Origin of the sequence: Paracidovorax sp. MALMAid1276, from assembly GCF_049198005.1 — a bacterium.
GTDB lineage: Bacteria > Pseudomonadota > Gammaproteobacteria > Burkholderiales > Burkholderiaceae_C > Acidovorax.
This window is the reverse complement of record NZ_JBMIRS010000256.1, coordinates 1-23,368: the sequence shown is the minus strand read 5'-3', so window position 1 is coordinate 23,368 and position 23,368 is coordinate 1. Positions and strand designations below refer to the sequence as shown.

Sequence of the window (23,368 nt, the reverse complement as noted above, 5' to 3'; positions counted from 1 at the left end):
AGTGAAAGGTGGATGAAAAGAAACGGTGAAACGATAACCGGCAGAGCAGCCCGTGTGGAGTTCGGTGCCATGCAGCGCCCTGCTGCGCGGCCCTCAGGACAGGCGCGTGACGCCCGGCAGCTCGCACGCGTAGATGGCGTTGCGCAGCGCGGCGATGGCCTCGTAGCGCGTGAAGCTGCGGCGCCAGGCCAGCACCACGCGGCGCATCGGCGGCGGGCTGCCGTCCTCCTCGCGGATGGGCAGATAGCGGATGTAGGTTTCATCGCTCTTGCGCCGGCGCGACACGGTCAAGAGCGCATCGCGCGGCACCGACAGGCGCGGCACCAGCGTCACGCCCATGCCCGCGGCCACCATGTGCTTGATGGTTTCGAGCGACGAGCCCTCGAACGACTTGCGGATGCCCTCGGCGTTGCTCGCAAAACGGGCGAACTCGGGGCAGACCTCCAGCACATGGTCGCGAAAGCAATGCCCCGCGCCCAGCAGCAGCATGGTCTCGCTCTTCAGCTCGGCCGCCGTGACCGACTTGCGTGCCGTCAGCGGGTGTGTGCTGGGCACGGCCGCCATGAAGGGCTCGTCATACAGCGGCGCCATCGCCAGGCCCGTGTCCGGAAAAGGCTCGGCCAGGATGGCGCAGTCGATCTCGCCCGTGCGCAGCATCTCCAGCAGCTTGACGGTGAAGTTCTCCTGCAGCATCAGCGGCATCTGCGGCGTGCGGCTGATGGACTGGCGCACCAGCTCGGGCAGCAGGTAGGGCCCGATGGTGTAGATGACCCCCAGCGTGAGCGGCCCGGCCAGCGGGTCCTTGCCGCGCTTGGCAATCTCCTTGATGGCCGCCGCCTGCTCCAGCACGCTCTGCGCCTGCCGCACGATGTCCTCGCCCAGCGGCGTCACCGTGACCTCGCCCGCGCTGCGCTCGAACAGCTTCACGTCCAGCTCTTCTTCGAGCTTCTTGATGGCCACCGAGAGCGTGGGTTGCGACACGTAGCAGGCATCGGCCGCATGGCCGAAGTGCTTCTCGCGGGCCACCGCAACGATGTACTTGAGTTCGGTGAGGGTCATGGTGTCAGGCCTTGAGATAGTCCGATTTTCCACCCAACCAGCGCGCCACGTGTTTCGTCGCCAGTTCTGGATACCGATCCAGCATCTGCGGGGCCAGTTCGCGGGCCCAGTCCAGCAGGTGGGTGTCGGTGGCCAGGTCGGCAAAGCGCAGCAGCGCGTCGCCCGACTGGCGGGCGCCCAGGAACTCGCCGGGGCCTCGGATCTCCAGGTCGCGGCGGGCGATCTCGAAGCCGTCGTGGGTTTCGGCCATGGCGCGCAGGCGCTCCTTGGCGGTTTCGCCCACGCGGCCGCTGTCGTTGGTGGCGTACAGCAGCACGCAGGCCGAGGCGGCCGCGCCCCGCCCCACGCGCCCGCGCAGCTGGTGCAGCTGGCTCAGGCCAAAACGCTCGGCGTGTTCGATGACCATCAGCGAGGCATTGGGCACGTCCACGCCCACCTCGATCACGGTGGTGCTGACCAGCACGCCCATCTGCCCGCTGGTGAAGAGCTGCATCACGGCCTTCTTTTCGGCGGCGGGCATGCGCGAGTGCAGCAGGCCGACCATGACGCCCGGCAAGGCCTCGCTCAGGTCGGCATGGGTGGCCGTGGCGTTGGAAAGGTCCAGCGCCTCGCTCTCCTCGATCAGCGGGCACACCCAGTACACCTGCCGCCCGGCCTCCACCTGTGCGCCGATGCGCTCGATGACCTCGTCCTTGCGACTATCGGCAATCAGCTTGGTGACGATGGGCGTGCGGCCCGGGGGCAGCTCGTCGATGACCGACACATCCAGGTCGGCGTAGTAGCTCATCGCCAAGGTGCGCGGGATGGGCGTGGCGCTCATCATCAGCATGTGGGGTTCTTGCCCGTGGTCCGCCAGCTTCTTGCGCAGCGCCAGCCGCTGCGCCACGCCAAAGCGGTGCTGCTCGTCGATGATGGCCAGCGCCAGGGCCTTGAAGCGCACCTGCTCCTGGATCACCGCATGGGTGCCCACCACCAGCGCGGCCTCGCCGCTGGCCACCAGGGCCAGCATGGCGGTGCGTTCCTTTTTCTTCTGGCCGCCCACCAGCCAGGCCACCTGGCGGCCGCGCGCGGCCAGCAGCGGCTCCAGCCAGCCGATCATCTTGGCGAAGTGCTGCTCGGCCAGGATTTCGGTGGGCGCCATCAGCGCGCACTGCCAGCCGGCGTCCATGGCCAGGCAGGCGGCCAGGGCCGACACCACCGTCTTGCCCGACCCCACATCGCCCTGCAGCAGCCGGTGCATGGGCACGGGGCGCGCCAGGTTGGCCGCGATCTCCTCGCCCACGCGGCGCTGGGCGGCGGTCAGGGCAAAGGGCAGCGCGGCCAGCAGCTGCTCGTGCAAGGGCAGCGTGCCGGCCGGCGCGGGGGCGGGGCGCAGCACGGGGGCCCGCAGCCGGTCGCGCTCGCGGCGCGACTGGTGCTGCGACAGCTGCTGCGCCAGAAGCTCTTCGGCCTTCAGCCGCTGCCAGGCGGGATGGCTGTGGTCTTCCAGCGTGGACAGCGCCACGTCGGGCGTGGGGTGGTGCAAAAAAGTGAGCGCCTCACGCAGGCTGAATAAGCGCTGAGGGCCATTTTTGCCATAAAAGTTGCCAAGCGGCGGCTCGGCGCCCGGGGGCAGTGTCTCCGACAGGTCCACCCGCGCGAGCGCCCCCACGATGGCGCGGCGCAGATAGGGCTGCGGCAGCCCGGCCGTTGTGGGGTAGACCGGGGTGAGCGCGGCGGGCAGCTCGCCGCCGGCCTGGCGAAACGCGGGGTGCATCATCTGCCGCCCCCAGAAGCCCCCTTTGACCTCGCCGCGGATGCGCAGCCGCGCGCCCACGGCCAGCGTCTTCTGGTGCGACGGGTAGAAGCTGAAGAAGCGCAGCTCGCAGGCGCCCGTTCCGTCTTCCACCTGCACCAGCAGTTGGCGGCGCGGGCGCAGCTGCACCTCGCTGGCCGTCACCGTGGCCTCGATCTGCACCACCTGCCCGTCGCGCGCGTTCGCCAGCGGCGTGATGCGGGTTTCGTCCTCGTAGCGCAGCGGCAGGTGCAGCGCCAGGTCGATGTCGCGCGCAAGGCCCAGCTTGAGCAGCGCCTTCTGCGCCACCGTGGCCGTGCTGCCAGAAGGCCGTGGCGGGGCGGCGGAAGCGGCAGGTCGGGCGGTGGCTGGCATGAACGGAGGCAACAAACAACAGGGCAGAGTGCGGGGAAAACGCCAAGGCGCGGCAGGCCAAAAAGGCTACCATGGTTACCATTGCTAACGCCTTTGGGGAATGACGGAAATCAAGGTTCTCCCCGGCGTTGTACGCCCCGGGCTTTTTCCACCATGCTCAAGCGCATCCAAATTCAGCATCTCACCCTGGGCATGTACCTGCACGAGTTCTGCGGCTCGTGGATGGACCACCCGTTCTGGCGTGCGAAGTTCGTGCTCAAGGACCCCAAGGACCTCGAGCGCATCCGCTCCACTGCCATCCAGGAATGCTGGATCGACACGTCCAAGGGCCTGGACGTGGCGGAAGGCACGGCCTCCGTCTCGCGCGAGGAGGCCGACGCCCAGATCGAGACCGACTTCAGCCGCCTGGAAGACCTGCCGCCGCTGCAGGTGACCCTGCCCCCGCCGCCCCCGCCCCCCGTGCGCGACCGCCGGCCCACCGACATGCAAAGCGAGCTGAAGATGGCTGCGGCCGTCTGCGTGCGCTCCAGGCAGGCCGTGGTGTCGATGTTCAACGAGGTCCGCCTGGGCCGCGCGGTGGACTCGGCCGGCGCGCAGAGCCTGGTGGAGGAGATTTCAGACTCCGTCACCCGCAACCCCGGCGCGCTCATCAGCCTGGCGCGCCTGAAGACGGCCGACGACTACACCTACATGCATTCGGTGGCGGTGTGCGCGCTGATGGTGGCGCTGGCCAAGCAGCTCAAGCTGAATGACGACCAGACGCGCCTGGCGGGCATGGCCGGGCTGCTGCACGACCTGGGCAAGGCGGCCATTCCGCTGTCGGTGCTCAACAAGCCCGGCAAGCTGACGGACAAGGAATTCGCCGTGGTGCGCAGCCACCCGGTGGAGGGCTACCACATGCTCAAGGAGGGCGGCAGCGTGTCCGATGCGGTGATGGACGCCTGCCTGCACCACCACGAGAAGATCGACGGGTCGGGCTATCCCGACAAGCTCAAGGGCGAGAACATCAGCGTGATCGCGCGCATGACCGCCATCTGCGACGTCTACGATGCCGTCACCTCCGACCGCCCGTACAAGCGGGGCTGGGACCCTTCGGAGTCCCTGCGCCGCATGGCCGAGTGGACCAACGACCATTTCGACGCCCGCATGTTCCAGGCCTTCGTCAAGAGCATCGGCATCTACCCCGTGGGCTCGCTGGTGCGGCTGACCTCCGGGCGCATCGGCGTGGTGACCGAGCAGGCGCCCACCGCCCTCACCACGCCCCAGGTCAAGGTGTTCTTCTCCACCAAGTCCGACCTGCGCATTCCGCCCGAAGTGGTGGACCTGGCCGCGCCGGGCTGCCACGAGAAGATCGTGGCGCGCGAAGACCCGGACAAGTGGCGCTTCCCGGACCTCAACGAGCTGTGGTCGGGGTTCTCCGAGAAGGCCTGGTAACACCCTCTGCAGTCCACGCGCCGGGGCAGGCGTGGGGCCGTGGGACAATCGCGGCCCTTCTTGCAATTTCCTTGGCACGGGCCCGTTCGGCCCTCAAGCACCATGACCGACCTCTCCCCCGGCGCCCCGGCCGCCGCGCCCCAAGCGCCTCAAGCTGTCCACGCACCGCACGCGCCCCGCGTGTTCAGCCTGAGCGATTTCGACTTCTCGCTCCCCCCCGAACTCATTGCCCAGCACCCCGCTGCCGAGCGCAGCGCATCGCGCCTGCTGGACGGCCGGGCCATGCAGCCCGCCGACCGCATCTTCCGCGAGCTGCCGGGCCTGCTGCGCGAGGGCGACCTGCTGGTGTTCAATGACACGCGCGTGGTCAAGGCGCGCATCTTTGGCGAGAAGGCCAGCGGCGGCAAGCTGGAGCTGCTGATCGAGCGCGTGCTGCCCGCCGAGGCTGGCAATAGCACGAAGGGCACGGAGGGCACGGCGGGCACCGCTGGCGGTGCGGGCAACGAAGTCGTCGCCCACATGAAGGTCAGCAAGAAGCCCCTGCCCGGCAGCACGGTGCACATGGCCGGGGGCCGCCACGCGGGCGGGTTTGACGCCACCTTGCTGGGCCGCTGGCCGGCCGACGACGGCCCGCTGTTCCGCTTTGCGCTGCACGGCCCGGCGGGCGAGTCGCCCTGGGAGCTGATGGAGCGCCACGGCCACCTGCCGCTGCCGCCCTACATCGAGCGCCAGCAGAACGCCGACCACGATCCGGATGAAGCCGAGGACAGCCAGCGCTACCAGACCGTGTTTGCGCGCGCGCCCGGCGCCGTGGCCGCGCCCACCGCCGCGCTGCACTTCGACGAAGGTGTGCTGGCCGACCTGGCGGCGCGCGGCATCGAGCGCGCGAGCGTCACCCTGCACGTGGGCGCCGGCACCTTCCAGCCCTGCAAGACCGAGAACCTGGCCGAGCACCGGATGCACAGCGAGTGGTACGAGGTGCCCCTGGCCACGCTGGCCGCGCTGGAGCGCTGCCGCCAGCGCGGCGGGCGCGTGGTGGCCGTGGGCACGACCACGGTGCGCACGCTGGAGTCGTGGGCGCGCTCCGGCCTCACCTCGGGCGACACCGACATCTTCATCACGCCGGGCTTCGGCTTCCGCGTGGTGGACCTGCTGGTCACCAACTTCCACCTGCCCAAGAGCACGCTGATGATGCTGGTGAGCGCTTTCGCGGGCTACGCGCACATCATGGGCCTGTACCGCCACGCCATCGCGCAGCAGTACCGCTTCTTCAGCTACGGCGACGCGATGCTGCTGGAGCGCGCCACGCCGGGCACGCCCGCGTGACGCCCGCCCCCCGCGTGCCGGACGACGATGGCGGACCCGGGGCGTCGCGGCGCCAGCGCCAGCGCGCGGCGGTGGCGGGCATTGCCTTCACCGTGGCCGCCTGCGCCTGCTTTGCGCTGCTGGACACGGCCACCAAGATCGTCAGTGCCGGCGTGCCGCTGCTGATGGCGCTGTGGCTGCGCTACCTGTTCCAGTCGCTGCTGACCACGGCCTTCGTGCTGCGCCGCTTCGGCCCGCGGGCGCTGCGCACCACGCAGCCGCGCTTCCAGGCCCTGCGCGGAGCGCTGTTCGCGGCCACCAGCCTGTTCGGCTTTCTCAGCATCATCCACATGCCCCTGGCGGAATTCACCGCCGTGGTGGCCACCACGCCGCTGTGCGTGACGGTGGTGGCCGCGCTGTGGATGCACCAGCGCGTGGGCCCGGCGCGCTGGGCGCTGGTGGCGGCCGGGCTGGGCGGCACGCTGGCCATCCTGCGCCCGGGCGGCGACGCCTTCGCCGGGGCCCTGCTGTGGCCGCTGTGCCTGCTGGCAGCGGGCACGGGCTACCAGGTGCTCAGCAGCAAGATGGCGGGCCAGGAACAGCCGGCCACCACGCAGCTGTACACCAGCTGGGTCGCCACCTTGCTGGTGTCACTGGGCGTGCCCTTTGTCTGGCAGCCGGTGACCGATCCCTGGCTGTGGGCGGGCATGTTCACGATGGGCCTGTCGAGTGCGGTCGGCCACATGCTGCTGCTCAACGCCTACGCACGCACCTCGCCGGTGACGATTGCGCCGTTTCTCTATTCGCAGATCGGCTTTGCCATGCTGGGCGGCTGGCTGGTGTACCGCCATGTGCCTGATGCGTGGTCGATGGCGGGCATCGCCGCCATCGTGCTCAGCGGCGCGGCCAGCGCCTGGCTCACGGTGCGCGAGACGCGGTGAGCACCTGAATCAGGGCAAAAACATGCCCCAGCGCCTGTTCATCAAAGCCCTGTAGCTATATTTTTTATAGCAATCGTCAGAATGCCACCGCGTGCCCGTCCTTGCGCGGGTCCGAGCCCGCGATGTAGCTGTCGCCGTTCTTGAGCACCAGCTGCGCGCCGCCAAACGCGAACACGCCGTTGCCCTCTTCCACCGTCACTTCATGCCCGCGCGCGCGCAGCGCGGCGACCACGGCGGGGTCGAACGCGGGTTCCACCGCCACGCCCTTGCCGCCCGTCACGCGCCAGCGGGGGGCATCGGCGGCGGCCTGCGGGTTCTGGCCGTAGCGCAGCACGCGCAGCGCCATCTGCGTGTGGCCCTGGCTCTGCATGGGGCCGCCCATCACGCCAAAGGCCATCTGCGGCGTGCCGTCGGCATGCATGGCAAAGGCCGGGATGATGGTGTGCGAGGGGCGCTTGCCCGGCGCCACCTGGTTGGCGTGGCCCGGGATCAGGTTGAAGTTATGGCCCCGGTTCTGCAGGCTGATACCCGTGCCCGGCACCACCACGCCCGAGCCAAAACCCATGTAGTTGGACTGGATGAACGAGACCATCATGCCGCTGGCGTCGGCCGCCGCCAGGTACACCGTGCCGCCGGGGCGCGGCGCGCCGTGGCCGGGGTCGCCCGCGCGCTCGGGGTCGATGAGCGCGGCGCGCTTCTTGAGGTAATCGGCGTGCAGCAGCTCGGCGGGCGTGACGTGCATGGCGTCGATGTCGGCGTTGTACTGGTGCAGGTCGGCCAACGCGAGCTTCATCGCCTCGATGCTGGCGTGCACGGTCTCCACGCTGTCCACCGGGTGCGCGCCGATGCCGTGCGCATCCAGCATGCCCAGCGCCATCAGCGCGGCAATGCCCTGGCCGTTGGGCGGGATCTCGTGGATGACCGAGTCGCCAAAGCGCTGCTGGATGGTGCCCACCCAGTCAGCCTGGTGGGCGGCCAGGTCGGCCAGCGTCATCGCGCCGCCGTTCGCCTGCGCGTGCGCCGCGATGCGCTCGGCGATCACGCCCCGGTAGAACGCCTCGCCCTCGGTTTCGGCGATCAGCTCCAGCGTGCGCGCGTGGGCTTCGCTCTGGAAGATCTCGCCCGCCTGCGGCACGCGGCCACCCAGGTATTCGGGCATGAAGCACTCGGCAAAACCCGGCTGCGTGCCCAGCTTGGCCGCGCCCAGCGCCCACAGCCGGGCGATGGTGGGCGACACCGGAAAGCCGTTGCGCGCGTAGTCGATGGCGGGCTGCGCCAGTTGGGCAAACGGCAGCTTGCCCAGACGCTTGGACAGCGCCACCCAGGCCGACACGGCGCCGGGCACGGTGACGGCGTTCCAGCCCGTCTCGGGGATGCCGCCCAGCTTCTCAAAATATTCCGGCGTCCACGCCGCAGGCGAGCGGCCCGAGGCGTTCAGCCCGTGCAGCTCCTGGCCGTCCCACACGATGGCAAACCCGTCGCTGCCAATGCCGCAGCCCGTGGGCTCTACCACCGTGAGCGCCATGGCGGCGGCAATGGCGGCATCCACCGCATTGCCCCCCGCCAGCAGCATGCGCAACCCCGCCTGCGCCGCCAGCGGCTGCGAGGTGGACACCACATTGCGGCCCATGACCGCGCTGCGGTGGGAGGCGTAAGGAAGGGACCAGTCGAGGGAGGGGGTATTCATAACATTCAGACTCTGTCACCCCGCACGAGGCGAGCTGCGAAAAAACGGGCGCGGCCGGAAGCGAGAGACACCGACGAAGGGCCGCCCCGCACCGAGGGTGTCGTCCCGCTTCCCGAATGGCAACGCCATTCGAGAGAAGGGGCTGAGAGCCGCGGCTCCAAGCCTACTTTCGTAGGCTTGGACGGCATCGAAGAGCGGCCGCCTCTGGCGGACGCACCGAGTGGCAACCCTCAGGGGGATGTCACTCCACCACTATCTTGTGCTGCTTGATCACCGCCGCCCAGCGGTTGCTGTCCGCCTGCACCAGGGCGCCAAACTGCGCGGGCGTGCGCGGCGCGGCGGGCTCCACGCCCAGCTTGGCCAGCTGCTCGGCCACCTCAGGTGCCGCCACGGCCTTGGCAAAGGCCTTGTGCACCTTGTCCACCAGCGCAGGCGGCGCGCCCGCAGGCAGGTACACGCCAAACCAGGTCACCGACGAATACCCGGGCAGGCCGGACTCGGCCATCGTGGGCAGCTCGGGCGCCAGGGTGCTGCGCTTTTCGCTGGTGACGGCCAGGGCGCGCAGGCGGCCGGCCTTGGCATGGGGCATGCCTGTGGGCAGCGAGTCGAACAGCACATGCGTCTGCCCGGCGATCAGGTCGGGAATGGCCAGCGCCGTGCCCTTGTAGGGGATGTGCGTCATCTCGACACCCGCCTGGGCCATGAAGGCCGCCGTGTTCAGGTGCACGATGGTGCCGTTGCCGCTGGTGGCGTAGTTGAGCTTGCCGGGGTTGGCCTTGCCATAGGCGATCAGCTCGGCCACGGTCTTCACGGGCAGCGAGTTGGTGACCAGGACCACGCTGGGCGCGTCGGCCACATGGGCCACGGGCACAAAGTCCTTGCGCGCGTCGTAGGCCAGCTTGGGCATCAGGTGCGGCGAAATCGCATGGGTGCTGCTGGTGGTCAGCAGCAGGGTGTAGCCGTCGGGCTGCGCCTTGGCCGCCTCGGCCGTGCCGATGGTGCCGCCGGCACCGGGCTTGTTGTCCACCACCAGCTGCTGGCCCAGGTCGGCCGCCACGCGCTGCGTGACCACGCGCGCCACCAGGTCGGTCGCGCCGCTGGCCGGAAACGGCACGATCACGCGCACGGGCCGGTCGGGCCAGGTGGCCTGCGCATGCGCAGCCGCAGACACCACGAGCAGGCCGGCCAGGCCCCACACACCACGGCCCCAGGAAATCAGACGCATACCAGCCTCCAGCAAAGTCGTCGAGAACAACACACACAACAAAGAATCGAGTGGTCCATCTTAGGAAGCCGTGCCTTGCTTTACCACCAGCATTTCGGCAAGCTGCTTTGCCCCGGCGGCAAACCGGCGCATACTGCGCCTCCCCCTTCTCTCTCTCGCCAAGGCCCATGCGCCCCCACCTGCTGCAAGACACCACGCTGCGCTACTTTCTGGAAGTGGCCGAGAGCGGCTCGCTCACCGAGGCCTCGGCCCGCCTGCATGTGGCCGCCTCGGCCCTCAGCCGCCAGATCGCCGGGCTGGAGGCGCAGCTGGGCACGCCGCTGTTTGACCGCCATCCGCGCGGCATGGTGCTCACGGCAGCGGGCGAGATCCTGGCCGTGCATGCGCGGCGAACCGTGCTGGATGCCGAACGCGCGCTGGGCGAGATCGGCGCGCTGCAGGGCCTGCGCACCGGGCAGGTGCGGCTGGCCACGTCCGACGCGTTTGCCAACGAGCTGGTGCCGCGCCTGTGTGTGGAGTTCCAGCGCACGCATGCGGGCATCGAATTCAGCGTGATGGCGCTGCCCACCGCGCAGGTGCCCGAGGCGGTGCGCAGCGGCGCGGCCGACATCGGCCTGTGCTTCAGCCGCGCGCCGCACAAGGACATCGCCGTGGCCTACCGCCAGGTCGCGCCCGTGCTGGCGCTCATCCCGCCTGGCCATCCGCTGGCGGGCGCAGCCAGCGTGACGCTGGCGCAGATGGCCCACTACCCGCTGGCCCTGCCCCCGCCCGAAACCACCGTGCGCCAGATGATCGACATCGTCTGCAGCCGCCAGGGCCTGCAGCTGTCGGCGCTGCTCATCAGCAACCACGCCAAGACGGTGCTCAACTTCGTCGCGCATGGCGGCGGGCTGTCGGTGGCCAGCGAGATCGCGGCGCGCCACCTGGTGGCGTCGGGGGACATCGTGGCGGTGCCCATCAGCGACGCCGGCATGGACCTGCGCGACCTGGAGGTGCAGACCCTGGCGGGGCGCAGCCTGCCGGTGGCGGTGCAGGCGTTCATCGATCTGCTCAAGGAGCGGCTGCCGGGGCCGTGGTGAGGGCGGGGCCACCTCCACGCATGCGCACGCGGCGCTCCGTCCGTTTGCTACAGGCTACGCCCCCAGAATGAATCGCGCTTGCTCCTTGCGCAGCATTTGATAGGGCGACATGAACGCCACTTGAAGCCCGACGCAAACATTCGGAATCTTGATTTTCTTGGCGGACGGCGATGCCACTTCGTGCGTTACCACCGTGTGCTGGCCTGCGAGCGCCGCCGCGACCAGCCAGAAGTCGGCGACCTGAAGAAAGGTGCTCACTGCGGCGGGCTCGTATCCCTGCTGCAGCACCCACGCGCTGACTTGCTGAGCAGCCGCGAGCACGGCGGCATCCGGCGGCGGGAAGAAGCCATCTTCCTGACCATCGGCCCAGGCGGCCAACTCATCTCCGCCCGCACCCAGCTCGTCGCCGATGTGGCGAATGCTGCGCAAGCGGCCCGCACCGTAGCCTTGTGCCAACCAGTCCCAAAAAGCGGGGCAGAAGTCAAACCCGTATTGCAGGTTCTTGGCCTGGATGAAGACGTTCGCGTCGAGCAGATATGCCATCAGGTCGGGAACCCCAGAGTGCGGCCCAGCTCATTGAAGGTACCCGGTTTGGCAATACCGAGCATGCGGAAGGCGTCACGGTACAACGTGCGCCCTTCAAGGGTGCTGGCCACGAGGGTCTGGGCAAAGCGCTTGCTGACCCGGGCTACCGTCGTGCGGTAAAAGTCGCCTCCGCCAGCATTGCGTGCAGTCAAGGCCCTCAGACGCGCCTCCTCGGCGCGGTAGGCCGCCCAAAACGCATCGCGGTCCAGCCAGCCAACATCCAGCATGCGTCGCAGCAACACCAGCGTGCTGACCTTGAAATGTCTTGCCAGGCGCTGGAGGGACACATTCAGCGCTTCATCCTGCTGCAACGCGGCGCGGAACTCGGCCTGCGGAACAAGCAACTCGGCCGCAACGCGATTGCACCAAGTTTCAGTGGCATGGTCCGAGGCCTGAGCCATCGCCGCATCAGACAGCGCCGTCTGGCCCAGCCACAGGTGCGCCAGTTCGTGCGCCAGAGTGAACATCTGCGCCGCCTTGCTGTCCGCCCCGTTGATGAACACCAGCGGAGCAATCGCGTCGGCCAGCGCGAAGCCCCGAAACTCCTGAGGGTCCAGGTGCCGGGTGTTGTTGTTCATCACCACGCCGCTGACCATCACCATCACGCCAGCCTGTTCGGCCTGCGCGATGAACAAGCGCAAGGCGTCGGTCCAGGTCGGGCACTCCCGCCGCGCGGCCACGCTGAAGCCGAGCTCCTGGCGGATGGATTCCGCCGCGTCGGCTGGCGGCGTGGCCAGCGTCACGCTACCGATGAAAGGCAGCGGCGTTTCCCCGCTGACCAGCGCCTCATCGCGGTACCAGGTCTGACGCGTCTGGCAGGTGTAGATGACATCCAGCAGGTCCGCACTCAAGCGCGGCACGCCCTGCCCCATGGTGCGGAAATCCGGGATGGGCACCGCCTCCATAGGCGGGGCAGGCAGGAAGAAATACCCTACCGGAGCATGTGTCGCCTGGGCGTACTGCTCCAGTTGCCGCAACGTGGGATGTACCTCGCCCGCCTCCCACTGCGCGAGATGCGGGAAACGCACCCTCAGCCCAGCCTCATCCAGCCGGGCACGCTGACGCGCCCAGGTGAACAGCGCAGGTTGGACAGGGACGCGGGTCATGGGTGGAGCTTATCGCAGTCGAATTTCGTGGCCACGCAGGTTACGACTCGGACCGCCCTGTCGCTGGCTGACTGGTGGGCAGGTTGTCTTGCCAGGCCGCGTAGGTGATGGCGCTGCCTTTGAGCCGCCAGGTATTGCGACCGTTGTCGGTGCGCCCCAAGACGGTTGCCGATGCGGCGCTCGGGCTATTGAAAGGCGTGTCGGCGGCGAAGACCAGATGGGTTGCGTCCTCGGACAGCTTCAGCGCGCCAGAAGCACGCAGTTCCTCCCGCAATTGCTGATAGGAATGGGGTTGCCCGGACCAATCCCGCTTGGCTTGCGAGCCGGCCAAAACGACGAATGCTTTGCCGTCTTCCTGCGCAACCGCCGCGAGGCCATGGCGCGAGCTTTCCAGCTCGAACGCGACAGCGTCGCCGGCTCCTTCAAGCTCGGCGAGCAGCGCTTCGGCAATGGCGGCTTTGCTCATGCGGCCCTGCAGACGCCAATGCCCTTCCAGCTTGGCCAGCATGGCATCCTGGCGCTGTTGCATCACAGCAGTCGTCCAGTCAGTGAACTGCAGCACCTGGGTCGTCAGCGCGAAGGTCGTGCTACCGCCTTTGGTGAAGTAAGCACTCTTCTTCCAGTCGAAATCCCGGTTGCTTGCAGAGCTGTTTTTTTTCCTGCTGAGCAAGGCCAGATTGCCCAGCCGGTGCAACCAGAATTGATGCATCACTTTGTCCGGCACCCAGCTTGCCCATTGGCTGTTGGGCGCCGGCTGCTGGGGCATCACGTGCTCCACCGAGACCACCTCATGCTGAACGCTGGCCACGCCGTCGGACATCAAGCGGTCCAGTCGCAGCAACAACACTGCAAGCGCGCGGGGCGAATGGGTTTCGTACAACGGGCCATTGAGGGCTGCATAGGTCTGATGCTGCTCTTGCGGCGACAACTGCAGTGGCGATGAAGCGGTGGCAAGGTCGGCGCCAGCCTCGATGGCGCCCGTCAGCGCGGAGAAGCGCTCGATACGTTCGTTGACGCCCGTCTTTCGCGCCAACATCGAATAGGCCAGCCGCTCCAGATCGCGGAAGAAGTTCAGCACCGCTTCGGGTTGCTGGCGGTGCCGCACGAAGAAAGCCAGAGCTGGGGGCACCCAATCCTTGAACTCGAGCCGGTTCAACCAGCGCAGATGCTCATTCACCTGTTCGGCGTGGTGGGTGCTGGCGTAGTCTGCGTCGCGCAATTCGGCAAAGGCCTGCGCCATCGGCAGCAGCACTTCGTCCACGAAGACGCGGGGCTGCTTCGCCGACACTACATGCTCCTTGAACTCCTTCAGCAGCGTGCCCTGCGGTTTCGCCTTGCGATAGACCATGCGGATGTGGCTGAACAGGTCGCCGAACTCATCGCGGCCCAAATCTTCTTCTTCGTGCTCCCACTTCTGGGTGTAGGCATCGCGCAGCGCGGGCGCGATGCCGCCAATGATTTCGGCTTTCAAGATGTCGGTAGCGCTCAGGTCGAGGCCACGGCTGTTGAGCACGCCAAAGATGCGATACGCCGAGTCCAGGTCGGGCGTGGCCACCGTCACCAAGTAGCAACGGGTGATAACGAACTGCACCAGACGCACCAGCTCGGCCTGCGGCAGCTTGGCGAGCCCGTCCAGGAAAACCTGAGCGTTGACCCGCAGGCGCTGCTGCGCATCGGGCAGCACGGTGTTGAGCTGGGCCAGAGCCTGCAAGCCGTTCTCGTGTTGCACGTACTGTCGGAAGAAGTCACGGTCACGCTCGCGCAGCAAAAGGCGGTAGCGCGCTTGCGTGGCCGAAACCACGTCGCCGTGTTCGTAGATGCGCTTGGTAATACCCGCTTGGACTGCAGCATCGTGTACCGTCGCGCGCACGGCAGATAGCAGCAGCGTCAGCGTCGTCAAACGCTGCTGGCCGTCCACCACCGTGGCGTCCGGCTGTGCCTCGGTCTTGATGAGCACGATGCTGCCGAGGAAATACGGCGCGGCTTCGCTGAGCTGCGTCGGAGCAGAGGACAGCGCGCCAAGCAGGTCGTCCAACAGTTCCTGCGCCTGATCACGCCCCCAGGCATAGGGACGCTGATAGCCGGGGATCGTGAAGACGTAGTCGTCGCTGAAGATTTTGGCGAGCGACTGCTCCTTCGCGGTGAGCGTATGGGTCATGTTTTCTCCCTCGTACTGTTTTTCGTCGTGCCATGAAAGGCGCCAACGCTTGGTAACTCATGCGCTCCCTTGATGGACGGAAGCCGGATGCAGGATCAATACCCGTGCTGCTGCCGAAACTCCCGCGCCTTGCCAAAGTGCCCGTTGCCGATGAAGGGCACCGGCGGGCGCAGCGCCGACAACGGCGAGGGGTGGTTGGACGTGAGCACCAGGTGCCCCCGGTCCGGCGGAATGAAGGCGCGCTTGGATTGCGCGTGCGAGCCCCACAGCATGAACACCACCGGGCGCGGGCCCTCGGCCACATGGCGGATCACCGCGTCGGTGAGCTGCTCCCAGCCCTTGCCCGCGTGGCTGGCGGGCTGGCCTTCTTCCACTGTGAGCCCGGTGTTGAGCAGCAGCACACCGTTTTGGGCCCACTTCACCAGGCTGCCGCCGGGCTCGGGCATGGGCGGGAACGGCGTGCCCAGGTCGCGCTGCATCTCCTTGAAGATGTTGCGCAGCGACGGCGGCAGCGGCACGCCGGGCGCGACGGAAAACGCCAGCCCCTCGGCCTGGCCCCGGCCGTGGTACGGGTCCTGCCCCAGGATGACCACGCGCACGGCGTCGGGCGGCGTCAGCTCCAGCGCGCGCAGCGGCTGGGGCGGGAAGACCACCGCGCCAGCCGCCAGCCGCGTTTGCAGAAAACCCTGCAGCGCCTGCCCCCGTGCGCTGGCAAAAAAGTCGTCCACCAGCGGCTGCCAGCCCGGCGCCACCGGCCATGCGGCCGGATCGGCGCTGAGAAGCTGCGTGGCGGCCATGGAAGGAGAATTCATGATAAAAAACGGCCCCAGCGCTTGTCCATCAAGCGCTGACAGCTATCAAAAACAGAGCAGTCGCGCCATCAGGCAAACAGCTTGGCCAGGGCCAGGCCCGGGTCGTCGGCCCGCATGAAGGCCTCGCCCACCAGGAAGGCGTGCACACCCGCGTCGCGCATCGTCTTCACATCGGCGGGCTTCAGGATGCCGGATTCGGTGACCAGTAGCCGATCTTGCGGAACGTCTTTCAGCATGCCGAGCGTGGTGTCCAGCGTCATTTCAAACGTGCGCAGGTTGCGGTTGTTGATGCCCACCAGCGGCGTCTTGAGCCTGAGCGCGCGCTGCAGCTCGGCGCCATCGTGCACCTCCACCAGCACCGCCATGTCCAGGCTGCGCGCGATGGCCTCGAAGTCGGCCATCTGCGCGTCATCCAGGCAGGCGGCGATCAGCAGAATGGCGTCGGCGCCCATCGCGCGCGATTCGTAGATCTGGTACGCATCGACCATGAAGTCCTTGCGCAGCACCGGCAGCGTGGTGCTGGCACGGGCCTGCTTCAGATAGTCGGGCTGGCCCTGGAAAAACTGCCGGTCGGTCAGCACCGACAGGCAGGCCGCGCTGACCTTGCCATCGCCTTCCATGTAGCTCTGTGCGATGTCGGCGGGCTCGAAGTCGGCGCGCAGCACGCCCTTGCTGGGGCTGGCCTTCTTGACCTCGGCAATCACCGCAGCCTGCCCCTTGGCGATCTTGGCGCGCAGCGCGCCTTCGAAGTCGCGGGTGAGCACACGGCTCTCGGCGTCGGCACGCATGGCGTCAAAAGGCAGGCGCTTTTGGGCGGCGGCCACTTCTTCGTGCTTGACGGCCACGATTTTGTTGAGGATGTCAGACATGATTCAATCAGTGAAAAATGGAGGGTTGGGTGTCAGGACGCCGGCCGGCGACGACCCGCTTTCACCATGGGTTCGCCCGAGCGCCGAATTCCAAGCCTCTGAGCCAACAAGTCAACACAAAGGTCGAGCTGCTCGCGCTCGCTCTCAAAGCGTTGTCCGGACCCTGTCAAAGGTACGGAGGACAACTGTGCCACCGGGCCACGCCGAACATGGCGCAATTCCAGCGCATAGGACGGTGGATTGCTGGAGCCACCCGCCATATAACACCCCAGGCTGTGTTCGTTGGGATCGATCACTATGGGCTCTTTGTCGCTTCGGCCTACAGGCAATATACGGCCCTGCACAAAATCGACGAGCCAGTACTCCCTGCTCAGGCGCTGGCGATCTGTCCACCAGATGGCGGCGCCAGCCAACAAGCCAGTTATCCCAATCACAGCCCATTGAGCGGGTGGGGTCTGAAGTCCAGGAATCTGCAGCAGTTGCCACCCCGCGATCAGGGCTACCAGGCCCGTAGTGCCAGCGGTCACCCATGGGCCCGCAGGCTTGCGGAGTTCGTCCGGTAGAAGCACGCGCTGCACTCGCGGCAAAGTCAGGGCCAACTCCGCAACGCTGTGCAACGGCCGATGGTCAACCTTCGGCGATCTCGACGGCGCGTAAGGCATGTGCGATGGTAAAGAAATGACTGCGCCCCGAACCAACTAAGCCGCCAGCGCATGCGTGCGCGTGACCATCTGCTCCAGCTTGGCCAGCGCCGCGCCCGATGCAATGGCTGCGCGGGCCTGGGCGATGCCGTCCGGGATGGAGCCCACCACATTGGCCGCATAAAGCGCCACGCCCGCGTTCAAGCAGACGATGTCCTGCGCGGCGCCGGACTCGCCCTTGAGCACGCCGATCAGCATCTCGCGCGACTCTTCGGGCGTTTCGACCTTGAGCGCGCGGTTGCTGGACATGGCCAGGCCGAAGTCTTCGGGGTGGATTTCGTATTCGGTGATCTGGCCGTTTTTCAGCTCGCCCACCAGCGTGGCGGCGCCCAGGCTGACTTCGTCCATGCCGTCGCGGCCGTAGACCACCAGCGCGTGTTCGGCGCCCAGGCGCTGCAGCGCGCGCACCTGGATACCGACCAAGTCAGGGTGGAACACGCCCATGAGGATATTGGGTGCGCCGGCCGGGTTGGTCAGCGGGCCCAGGATGTTGAAGATGGTGCGCACGCCCAGCTCCTTGCGCACCGGGGCCACGTTCTTCATGGCGGGGTGGTGGTTGGGCGCGAACATGAAGCCGATGCCGACTTCCGCAATGCACTGGGCGATCTGCTCGGGCTTGAGGTTGATGTGGATGCCCAGGGCTTCCATCACATCGGCGCTGCCGCTTTTACTCGACACGCCGCGGCCACCGTGCTTGCTGACCTTGGCACCGGCCGCTGCGGCCACGAACATCGAGCAGGTGGAGATGTTGAAGGTGTTGGCGCCGTCACCGCCCGTGCCCACGATGTCCACGAGGTGCGTGCTGTCGGGCACATGCACCTTGGTGCTGAACTCGCGCATCACCTGCGCGGCGGCGGTGATCTCGCCGATGGTTTCCTTCTTCACGCGCAGGCCGGTGATGATGGCTGCGGTCATGAGGGGCGACAGCTCGCCCTGCATGATGAGCCGCATCAGGTGCAGCATCTCGTCGTGAAAGATTTCGCGGTGCTCGATGGTGCGCTGCAGCGCTTCCTGGGGGGTGATGGGCATGGAATGTCTCCTGTATTTATGCAGAGGGCTGGTCCGTGAAGGCCAGCTTGAGTCCGAAGCCGATGAACATGGCGCCGGCCACGCGGTCCAGCCAGTGCATGCCGCGCTGGATGGCAGAGGCGCGCCGCGCCATCCACGCGGCTGCCAGCGCCCAGCCCGTGTTGACGGGAATGGCGTTGATGTTGAACAGCACGCCCAGCAGCACAAACGCCAGCGCCTTGTTGTCCGCACCCGGCGCGATGAACTGGGGCACAAAGGCCAGGAAGAAGATGGCGACCTTGGGGTTGAGCACATTGGTCCAGAAGCCACCCAGGAACACCTTGGAGAGCGGCGTGTGCTTCGCGGGGGCTGCCTGCGCTGCCGCCAACGCGGCCGCGTTGCCGTCTTCGGCGCCGGGCTTGGACAACAACATGCGCACGCCCATCCACATCAGATAGGCCGCACCGATCCACTTGAGCACGGTGAACGCGGTGGCCGACGTGGCCAGCAGTGCGCCCACGCCCACGGCGGCGGCAAAGATGTGCACAAAACAACCGGCCGTGATGCCCAGCCCCGCCACGATGCCCGCGCGCGTGCCGGAGCGCAGCGCGTTGGTCACGATGTAGAGCACATCCGGGCCGGGCGTCAGGTTCAGCAACCATCCTGCTGCAATGAACATCACCAGCTGGTGGGCGTCGATGAAGTTCATGCGCGCTGCTCCAGAAAGTTCTTCAGCATGGCGTGGCCGTGTTCGGTGAGGATGCTCTCGGGGTGGAACTGCACGCCTTCGATGGGCAGGGTCTTGTGGCGCACGCCCATGATCTCGCCATCGTCGGTCCACGCCGTCACTTCCAGCACGTCGGGGCAGGACGCGCGCTCGATGGCCAGCGAGTGGTAGCGGTTAACCGTGAACTTTTCGGGCAGGCCCGCAAACACGCCCTGCTGCGTGGTGGTGATGACGCTGGTCTTGCCGTGCATCAGCTCCTGCGCTCGGATGATGGTGCCGCCGAACGCCGCGCCAATGCTCTGGTGGCCCAGGCACACGCCCAGGATGGGCAGCTTGCCCGCGAAATGCTGGATAGCAGCCACCGAGATGCCCGCCTCGGCCGGCGAGCAGGGGCCTGGCGAGATCACCAGGCGGTCAAGCTGCCCGGCATTCAGGCGCGCCTCGATGTTGGCCACGGTGATCTCGTCGTTGCGGAACACCTCCACCTCGGCGCCCAGTTCTCCAAAGTACTGGACGATGTTGTAGGTGAAGCTGTCGTAGTTGTCGACCATCAAGAGTTTGGTTGTCATGCGGCGCTCCCGGCCAGGGCGGGCTCGCGCAGACGGGCGAACTCGCGGTGTTCATAGGCAATGCAGGCTTCCATCAGGCTGCGGTAGATGGCTTCGATCACGTCGGCGTCGCCGCCTTCGGACTGGGCGCGTTCGCGCACCCGGGCGACGATGGCGGCGATGCGCGCTTCATCGCGCACCTGTTCAGCGCCCTGCTTGATGCGGGCCGCCTGGGTCATGTAGCCCACGCGCTCCACCAGCAGGGGCACCAGCACATCGTCCAGCGCATTCACTTCGCGGCGCACGTCCTGCAGGGTGGCGCAGGGTTTGACTTTGTCGATCGCGCGGGTCATTCCAGCCCCTCCTCGACCAGCTCTGCAGCGCGCAGCAGCGCGCGGGCCTTGTGCTCGGTTTCTTTCCACTCCAGCTCGGGTACCGAATCGGCCACCACACCGGCAGCCGCCTGCACATAGAGCGTGCCGTTCTGGATGATGCCGGTGCGGATGGCGATTGCCACGTCCATGTCGCCCGCGTAGCTGAGATACCCGCAGGCGCCGCCGTACAGGCCGCGCTTGGTGGGCTCCAGCTGGTCGATGAGTTCCATCGCATGCACCTTGGGCGCGCCGGTCAGCGTGCCGGCAGGAAAGGTGGCCTTGAGCACGTCCATGCTGGTCATGCCGTCGTGCAGGATGCCTTCGACGTTGCTCACGATGTGCATCACGTGGCTGTAGCGCTCCACGGCAAAGGCCTCGGTCACCTTCACGGTGCCGGTCTTGGCGATGCGGCCGATGTCGTTGCGGGCCAGGTCGATCAGCATCACGTGTTCGGCGCGTTCCTTGGGGTCGTTGATGAGTTCGACCTCGGTGGCCTTGTCCTTCTCGGGCGTGGCGCCACGGGGGCGGGTGCCGGCCAGCGGGCGGATGGTGACCTTGGTGCCCTCGTCGGTCTTCTCCTGGCGCACCAAAATTTCAGGGCTGGCGCCCACCACATGGAAGTCGCCAAAGTCGTAGAAGTACATGTACGGCGAGGGGTTCAGCGAACGCAGGGCGCGGTACAGGGACAGGGGCGATTCGGTGTAGCGCTTGTGGATGCGCTGGCCCACCTGCACCTGCATGAAGTCGCCGGCGGCGATCAGCTCCTTGGCACGGTCCACCGCCGCCAGGTAGTCGGCCTTGGCGAAGTCGCGCTGTGCGGGGTGGCTTTCGGTGGGCTTCACCACCGGCGCGCTGACCGAATACTTGAGCTGCTCCTTCAGCTCGCGCAGCCGCTTCTTGGCGCGGGCGTAGGCCTCGGGCTGGGCCGGGTCGGCATACACGATGAGGTAGAGCTTGCCCGAGAGGTTGTCGATGACGGCGAGTTCCTCGCACTGCAGCAGCAGGATGTCGGGGCAGCCGAGCGTATCGGGCGGGCAGGTGGTTTCGAGCTTTTTCTCGATGTAGCGCACGGCGTCATAGCCGAAGTAACCGGCCAGGCCGCCACAAAAGCGCGGCAGACCGGGGCGCAAGGCCACCTTGAACCGCTTTTGGTAGGCCTGGATGAAATCGAGCGGGTTGCCCTGTGCCGTTTCCACGACGTGGCCATCGGTCACGACCTCGGTTTTGGCCTGGTCGCCAAAGCCGCTGGCGCGCAGCAGGGTGCGCGCGGGCAGGCCGATGAAGCTGTAGCGCCCGAAGCGCTCGCCGCCCACCACGGATTCGAGCAGGAAGCTGTGCCGGCCGCCGTCCTTGGTGTGCGCCAGCTTGAGGTAAAGCGAGAGCGGGGTTTCCAGGTCCGCAAAGGCCTCGGCCATCAGCGGAATGCGGTTGTAGCCTTCGCTGGCCAGGCTTTTGAATTCAAGTTCTGTGATCACGGGGAGAGCTCCCAGCTGTCGCAGCGCGTGCCCCTTTGGCATGCAAAAAAAGGGGCGGGGGCGCTGCGGTCCATTCAATCGGCCAGCTCCGCATCACAGGGAGAGGCCACGGGCGCACGCTGGGGCGTCGTCGGCCCAGGTGCCATCAGGCGTTCAATGCGGCAGGCTGACGCCAGGGCCAGGCTCCCCGGTCGCTGCAACCTGTGATGAACACGTGGTGAATGAACATGGGGGCAAAGTGTAGCAAAGCTTTCCGGCAGGCCCGGTTCCACAGCCCGTGCGGCCCGGATCGCACAACCATCGAAAACCCTGTTGCGCGCGGTCGCGGGGACTGAAACAATTGGAAACGAACGACCGTTCTATTTTTCTCCAAGGACAAGGAGCTGCGCATGAAATTCCTGACGCGATGGGCTGTGATGGCCGGTGCCTGCCTGCTGGCAGCCAGTGCCTTGGCCCAGCCCGTGACGGTGGCCGACGTCAAGTATGAAGAATCCGCCAGCCTGGGCGGCAGCACCCTGCAGCTCAACGGCGCGGGGGTGCGCTACAAGGCGGTGTTCAAGGTGTACACGGCAGGCCTTTATCTTGAAAAGAAGGCCTCCACCCCGCAGGACATCGCGGCGCTCAAGGGCCCCAAGCGCATGAGCATCACCATGCTGCGCGAGATCGACTCCACCGAACTCGGCAAGCTGTTTTCGCGCGGCATGGAAGACAACATGGACCGGGCCGCGTTCTCCAAGCTGATTCCGGGCGTGCTGCGCATGAGCCAGATCTTTTCGGACCACAAGAAGCTGCAGGCGGGCGACCAGTTCATGATCGACTGGATCCCCGGCACGGGCACGGTGATCACCGTCAAGGGCAAGCCGCAGGGCGAGCCGTTCAAGGAGCCCGAATTTTTCAACGCGCTCATGGGCATCTGGCTGGGCAATGTGCCGGCCGACTGGAAGCTCAAGGATGCCCTGCTGGGCAAGCCCGCTTGAACGGGATCTCGCTGGTCATTCGCCAGCGGGCAAACACCTACGAAATCAGGATCGAAGCTGTCACCCGTCCGACTGACGCGCACTAAAGTCGCAGGTCAACTTGTCAGCCGTTGTCCTGTGGTTTCACAGATTTTCCAGCCCTCTCTTCCATACCGCCCGCCTTTCTGCGCTGGATGCCCTCCACCATGAAACTCAGCAATCTTTCCGTCGGCCTGCGCCTGGGCATCTCGTTCGGCGCCATTCTTCTCATCACTGCCCTCATCGCAGCCACCGGCATGTGGCGCATTGCCAGCCTGCAGGCGGCCAGCGAGCGCGTGGCCACGCGGGAGATCGAGCAGCGCACCCTGGTGGATGACTGGGCGTCCGACATCCGGCTGAACTGGGTGCGCACCGAGGCCTTCCTCAAGGCCATCGACCGCGACTACATGGACAAGCTCACGGCCGACACCCAGGCCACGGCCACCGGCATGGATGCCAAGGTCAAGCGCATCGAAGGACTGGTGCAGGACGACAAGGCCCGCAGCCTGCTCGAAGCGATCGCCACGGCCCGCACGGCCTACAACGACAAGCTCACTGAAATCCGCGAACTGCACCGCGGTGGCGAGCCCAACGTGCCCACCATGGTGGACAAGGACCTGCGGCCGCTGGCAGACCGGTATCTGAAATCGCTGGATGACCTGCGCAGCCACATGGCCACCCAGCTGACCGCAAGCCAGGCCGACGCAGGCGCCATGGCCAAGGCCAGCCAGGCGCTGCTGGGCATCGGCACGCTGGTGGCCGTGGCGCTGGGAGCGCTGCTGGCGTTCACCGTGACGCGCTCCATCGTGCGCCCGGTGCAACTGGGCAAACAGGCAGCCGAGAGCATTGCCGACGGCGACCTGACCCACCCCATCGCTGCCAGCAGCAGCGACGAGACCGGCCAGCTGCTGCAGGCGCTGGCGACCATGCAGGCGCGCCTGGCCAGCATCGTGGGCAATGTGCGCCACAACGCCGAGGGCGTGGCCACGGCCAGCTTCGAGATCGCGTCGGGCAACAACGACCTGTCGGCCCGCACCGAGCAGCAGGCATCGGCCCTGCAGCAGACGGCGGCGTCGATGGAAGAACTGGGCTCCACTGTGCGCCAGAACGCCGACAACGCGCGCCAGGCCA

20 protein-coding genes are annotated in these 23,368 nt (G+C 67.0%); 6 read left to right on the top strand and 14 right to left on the bottom strand.

All coding sequences use genetic code 11. The annotated features are described in order from the left end of the window. Positions 1-93 precede the first annotated feature (93 nt). Both ACOQFS_RS21570 and recG read right to left on the bottom strand, forming a co-directional pair. Positions 94-1,059, bottom strand: a complete 966-nt coding sequence (locus tag ACOQFS_RS21570; RefSeq protein ID WP_421564862.1) for a LysR substrate-binding domain-containing protein — start codon at positions 1,057-1,059, stop codon at positions 94-96. A gap of 4 nt (positions 1,060-1,063) precedes the next feature. Beyond that, positions 1,064-3,208, bottom strand: a complete 2,145-nt coding sequence (recG, locus tag ACOQFS_RS21565; RefSeq protein ID WP_421564861.1) for an ATP-dependent DNA helicase RecG — start codon at positions 3,206-3,208, stop codon at positions 1,064-1,066. 153 nt (positions 3,209-3,361) lie between these two features. Between recG and ACOQFS_RS21560 the strand changes: the two genes are divergently transcribed. The 3 genes from ACOQFS_RS21560 (at position 3,362) to ACOQFS_RS21550 (ending at position 6,888) form a co-directional block, all read left to right on the top strand. Continuing rightward, positions 3,362-4,642, top strand: a complete 1,281-nt coding sequence (locus tag ACOQFS_RS21560) for an HD-GYP domain-containing protein (protein ID WP_421564860.1) — start codon at positions 3,362-3,364, stop codon at positions 4,640-4,642. 102 nt (positions 4,643-4,744) lie between these two features. After that, positions 4,745-5,968, top strand: a complete 1,224-nt coding sequence (gene queA, locus ACOQFS_RS21555) for a tRNA preQ1(34) S-adenosylmethionine ribosyltransferase-isomerase QueA (protein ID WP_421564859.1) — start codon at positions 4,745-4,747, stop codon at positions 5,966-5,968. Positions 5,969-5,982: 14 nt separating this feature from the next. Next, entirely contained in the window at positions 5,983-6,888 is a 906-nt protein-coding gene (locus ACOQFS_RS21550) for a DMT family transporter (protein ID WP_421564907.1), read from the top strand. A gap of 76 nt (positions 6,889-6,964) precedes the next feature. Here the strand turns inward: ACOQFS_RS21550 and ACOQFS_RS21545 are convergent, their stop codons facing one another. Both ACOQFS_RS21545 and ACOQFS_RS21540 read right to left on the bottom strand, forming a co-directional pair. Continuing rightward, positions 6,965-8,575 (bottom strand): gamma-glutamyltransferase family protein, encoded by a 1,611-nt coding sequence (locus ACOQFS_RS21545; RefSeq protein ID WP_421564858.1) that lies wholly within the window; start codon positions 8,573-8,575, stop codon positions 6,965-6,967. A gap of 241 nt (positions 8,576-8,816) precedes the next feature. Next, entirely contained in the window at positions 8,817-9,800 is a 984-nt protein-coding gene (locus ACOQFS_RS21540) for a Bug family tripartite tricarboxylate transporter substrate binding protein (RefSeq protein ID WP_421564857.1), read from the bottom strand. 167 nt (positions 9,801-9,967) lie between these two features. On the opposite strand from ACOQFS_RS21540, the gene ACOQFS_RS21535 reads away from it, so the two are divergent. Then, the gene (locus tag ACOQFS_RS21535; protein WP_421564856.1) at positions 9,968-10,879 is read left to right on the top strand and encodes a LysR family transcriptional regulator; all 912 of its coding nucleotides are present in this window, start codon (positions 9,968-9,970) and stop codon (positions 10,877-10,879) included. 54 nt (positions 10,880-10,933) lie between these two features. Here the strand turns inward: ACOQFS_RS21535 and ACOQFS_RS21530 are convergent, their stop codons facing one another. From ACOQFS_RS21530 to trpE, 10 genes are all read right to left on the bottom strand, one after another. Beyond that, entirely contained in the window at positions 10,934-11,422 is a 489-nt protein-coding gene (locus ACOQFS_RS21530; RefSeq protein ID WP_421564855.1) for a DUF4411 family protein, read from the bottom strand. Beyond that, entirely contained in the window at positions 11,422-12,570 is a 1,149-nt protein-coding gene (locus tag ACOQFS_RS21525; RefSeq protein ID WP_421564854.1) for an ImmA/IrrE family metallo-endopeptidase, read from the bottom strand. Before ACOQFS_RS21525 ends, ACOQFS_RS21530 begins: the two co-directional genes overlap by 1 nt. 40 nt (positions 12,571-12,610) lie before the next feature. After that, positions 12,611-14,728 carry a DUF4357 domain-containing protein gene (locus ACOQFS_RS21520; protein WP_421564853.1) on the bottom strand — a complete coding sequence of 706 codons (2,118 nt, stop codon included), beginning with the start codon at positions 14,726-14,728 and terminating at the stop codon, positions 12,611-12,613. A 95-nt stretch (positions 14,729-14,823) separates the two neighbouring features. Further along, the gene (locus ACOQFS_RS21515; RefSeq protein ID WP_421564852.1) at positions 14,824-15,540 is read right to left on the bottom strand and encodes a uracil-DNA glycosylase; all 717 of its coding nucleotides are present in this window, start codon (positions 15,538-15,540) and stop codon (positions 14,824-14,826) included. A 68-nt stretch (positions 15,541-15,608) separates the two neighbouring features. Further along, entirely contained in the window at positions 15,609-16,409 is an 801-nt protein-coding gene (trpC, locus tag ACOQFS_RS21510; RefSeq protein WP_421564851.1) for an indole-3-glycerol phosphate synthase TrpC, read from the bottom strand. 698 nt (positions 16,410-17,107) lie between these two features. Further along, positions 17,108-18,139, bottom strand: coding sequence for an anthranilate phosphoribosyltransferase (gene trpD / locus ACOQFS_RS21505; RefSeq protein ID WP_421564850.1), 1,032 nt, complete (start codon positions 18,137-18,139; stop codon positions 17,108-17,110). A gap of 16 nt (positions 18,140-18,155) precedes the next feature. Continuing rightward, positions 18,156-18,827: a LysE family translocator gene (locus ACOQFS_RS21500; RefSeq protein ID WP_421564849.1), complete on the bottom strand. Its 672-nt coding sequence runs from the start codon at positions 18,825-18,827 to the stop codon at positions 18,156-18,158. Further along, positions 18,824-19,414, bottom strand: coding sequence for an aminodeoxychorismate/anthranilate synthase component II (locus ACOQFS_RS21495; RefSeq protein ID WP_421564848.1), 591 nt, complete (start codon positions 19,412-19,414; stop codon positions 18,824-18,826). The genes ACOQFS_RS21500 and ACOQFS_RS21495 overlap by 4 nt, the downstream gene beginning before the upstream one ends. Then, positions 19,411-19,746 carry a chorismate mutase gene (locus ACOQFS_RS21490; protein WP_421564847.1) on the bottom strand — a complete coding sequence of 112 codons (336 nt, stop codon included), beginning with the start codon at positions 19,744-19,746 and terminating at the stop codon, positions 19,411-19,413. The genes ACOQFS_RS21495 and ACOQFS_RS21490 overlap by 4 nt, the downstream gene beginning before the upstream one ends. Beyond that, a complete protein-coding gene (trpE, locus tag ACOQFS_RS21485; protein ID WP_421564846.1) occupies positions 19,743-21,242 on the bottom strand; it encodes an anthranilate synthase component I in 1,500 nt (499 codons plus the stop codon). Before trpE ends, ACOQFS_RS21490 begins: the two co-directional genes overlap by 4 nt. Positions 21,243-21,631: 389 nt before the next feature. Here trpE and ACOQFS_RS21480 point away from each other — a divergent pair, with 389 nt between their 5' ends. Beyond that, a complete protein-coding gene (locus ACOQFS_RS21480) occupies positions 21,632-22,219 on the top strand; it encodes a chalcone isomerase family protein (RefSeq protein WP_421564845.1) in 588 nt (195 codons plus the stop codon). Positions 22,220-22,404: 185 nt separating this feature from the next. Continuing rightward, positions 22,405-23,368, top strand: a 964-nt coding sequence (locus ACOQFS_RS21475) for a methyl-accepting chemotaxis protein (protein ID WP_421564844.1), incomplete at its 3' end; no start/stop codon positions are given.

Coding starts and splice junctions, on each gene's coding strand:
- trpD (WP_421564850.1), bottom strand. CDS start 18,139: ATGCCCATCACCCCCCAGGAAGCGCTGCAGCGCACCATCGAGCACCGC.
- recG (WP_421564861.1), bottom strand. CDS start 3,208: ATGCCAGCCACCGCCCGACCTGCCGCTTCCGCCGCCCCGCCACGGCCT.
- ACOQFS_RS21500 (WP_421564849.1), bottom strand. CDS start 18,827: ATGAACTTCATCGACGCCCACCAGCTGGTGATGTTCATTGCAGCAGGA.
- trpC (WP_421564851.1), bottom strand. CDS start 16,409: ATGTCTGACATCCTCAACAAAATCGTGGCCGTCAAGCACGAAGAAGTG.
- ACOQFS_RS21480 (WP_421564845.1), top strand. CDS start 21,632: ATGAAATTCCTGACGCGATGGGCTGTGATGGCCGGTGCCTGCCTGCTG.
- ACOQFS_RS21530 (WP_421564855.1), bottom strand. CDS start 11,422: ATGGCATATCTGCTCGACGCGAACGTCTTCATCCAGGCCAAGAACCTG.
- ACOQFS_RS21515 (WP_421564852.1), bottom strand. CDS start 15,540: ATGAATTCTCCTTCCATGGCCGCCACGCAGCTTCTCAGCGCCGATCCG.
- ACOQFS_RS21490 (WP_421564847.1), bottom strand. CDS start 19,746: ATGACCCGCGCGATCGACAAAGTCAAACCCTGCGCCACCCTGCAGGAC.
- ACOQFS_RS21545 (WP_421564858.1), bottom strand. CDS start 8,575: ATGAATACCCCCTCCCTCGACTGGTCCCTTCCTTACGCCTCCCACCGC.
- ACOQFS_RS21495 (WP_421564848.1), bottom strand. CDS start 19,414: ATGACAACCAAACTCTTGATGGTCGACAACTACGACAGCTTCACCTAC.
- ACOQFS_RS21560 (WP_421564860.1), top strand. CDS start 3,362: ATGCTCAAGCGCATCCAAATTCAGCATCTCACCCTGGGCATGTACCTG.
- ACOQFS_RS21540 (WP_421564857.1), bottom strand. CDS start 9,800: ATGCGTCTGATTTCCTGGGGCCGTGGTGTGTGGGGCCTGGCCGGCCTG.
- ACOQFS_RS21520 (WP_421564853.1), bottom strand. CDS start 14,728: ATGACCCATACGCTCACCGCGAAGGAGCAGTCGCTCGCCAAAATCTTC.
- ACOQFS_RS21535 (WP_421564856.1), top strand. CDS start 9,968: ATGCGCCCCCACCTGCTGCAAGACACCACGCTGCGCTACTTTCTGGAA.
- ACOQFS_RS21570 (WP_421564862.1), bottom strand. CDS start 1,059: ATGACCCTCACCGAACTCAAGTACATCGTTGCGGTGGCCCGCGAGAAG.
- queA (WP_421564859.1), top strand. CDS start 4,745: ATGACCGACCTCTCCCCCGGCGCCCCGGCCGCCGCGCCCCAAGCGCCT.
- ACOQFS_RS21525 (WP_421564854.1), bottom strand. CDS start 12,570: ATGACCCGCGTCCCTGTCCAACCTGCGCTGTTCACCTGGGCGCGTCAG.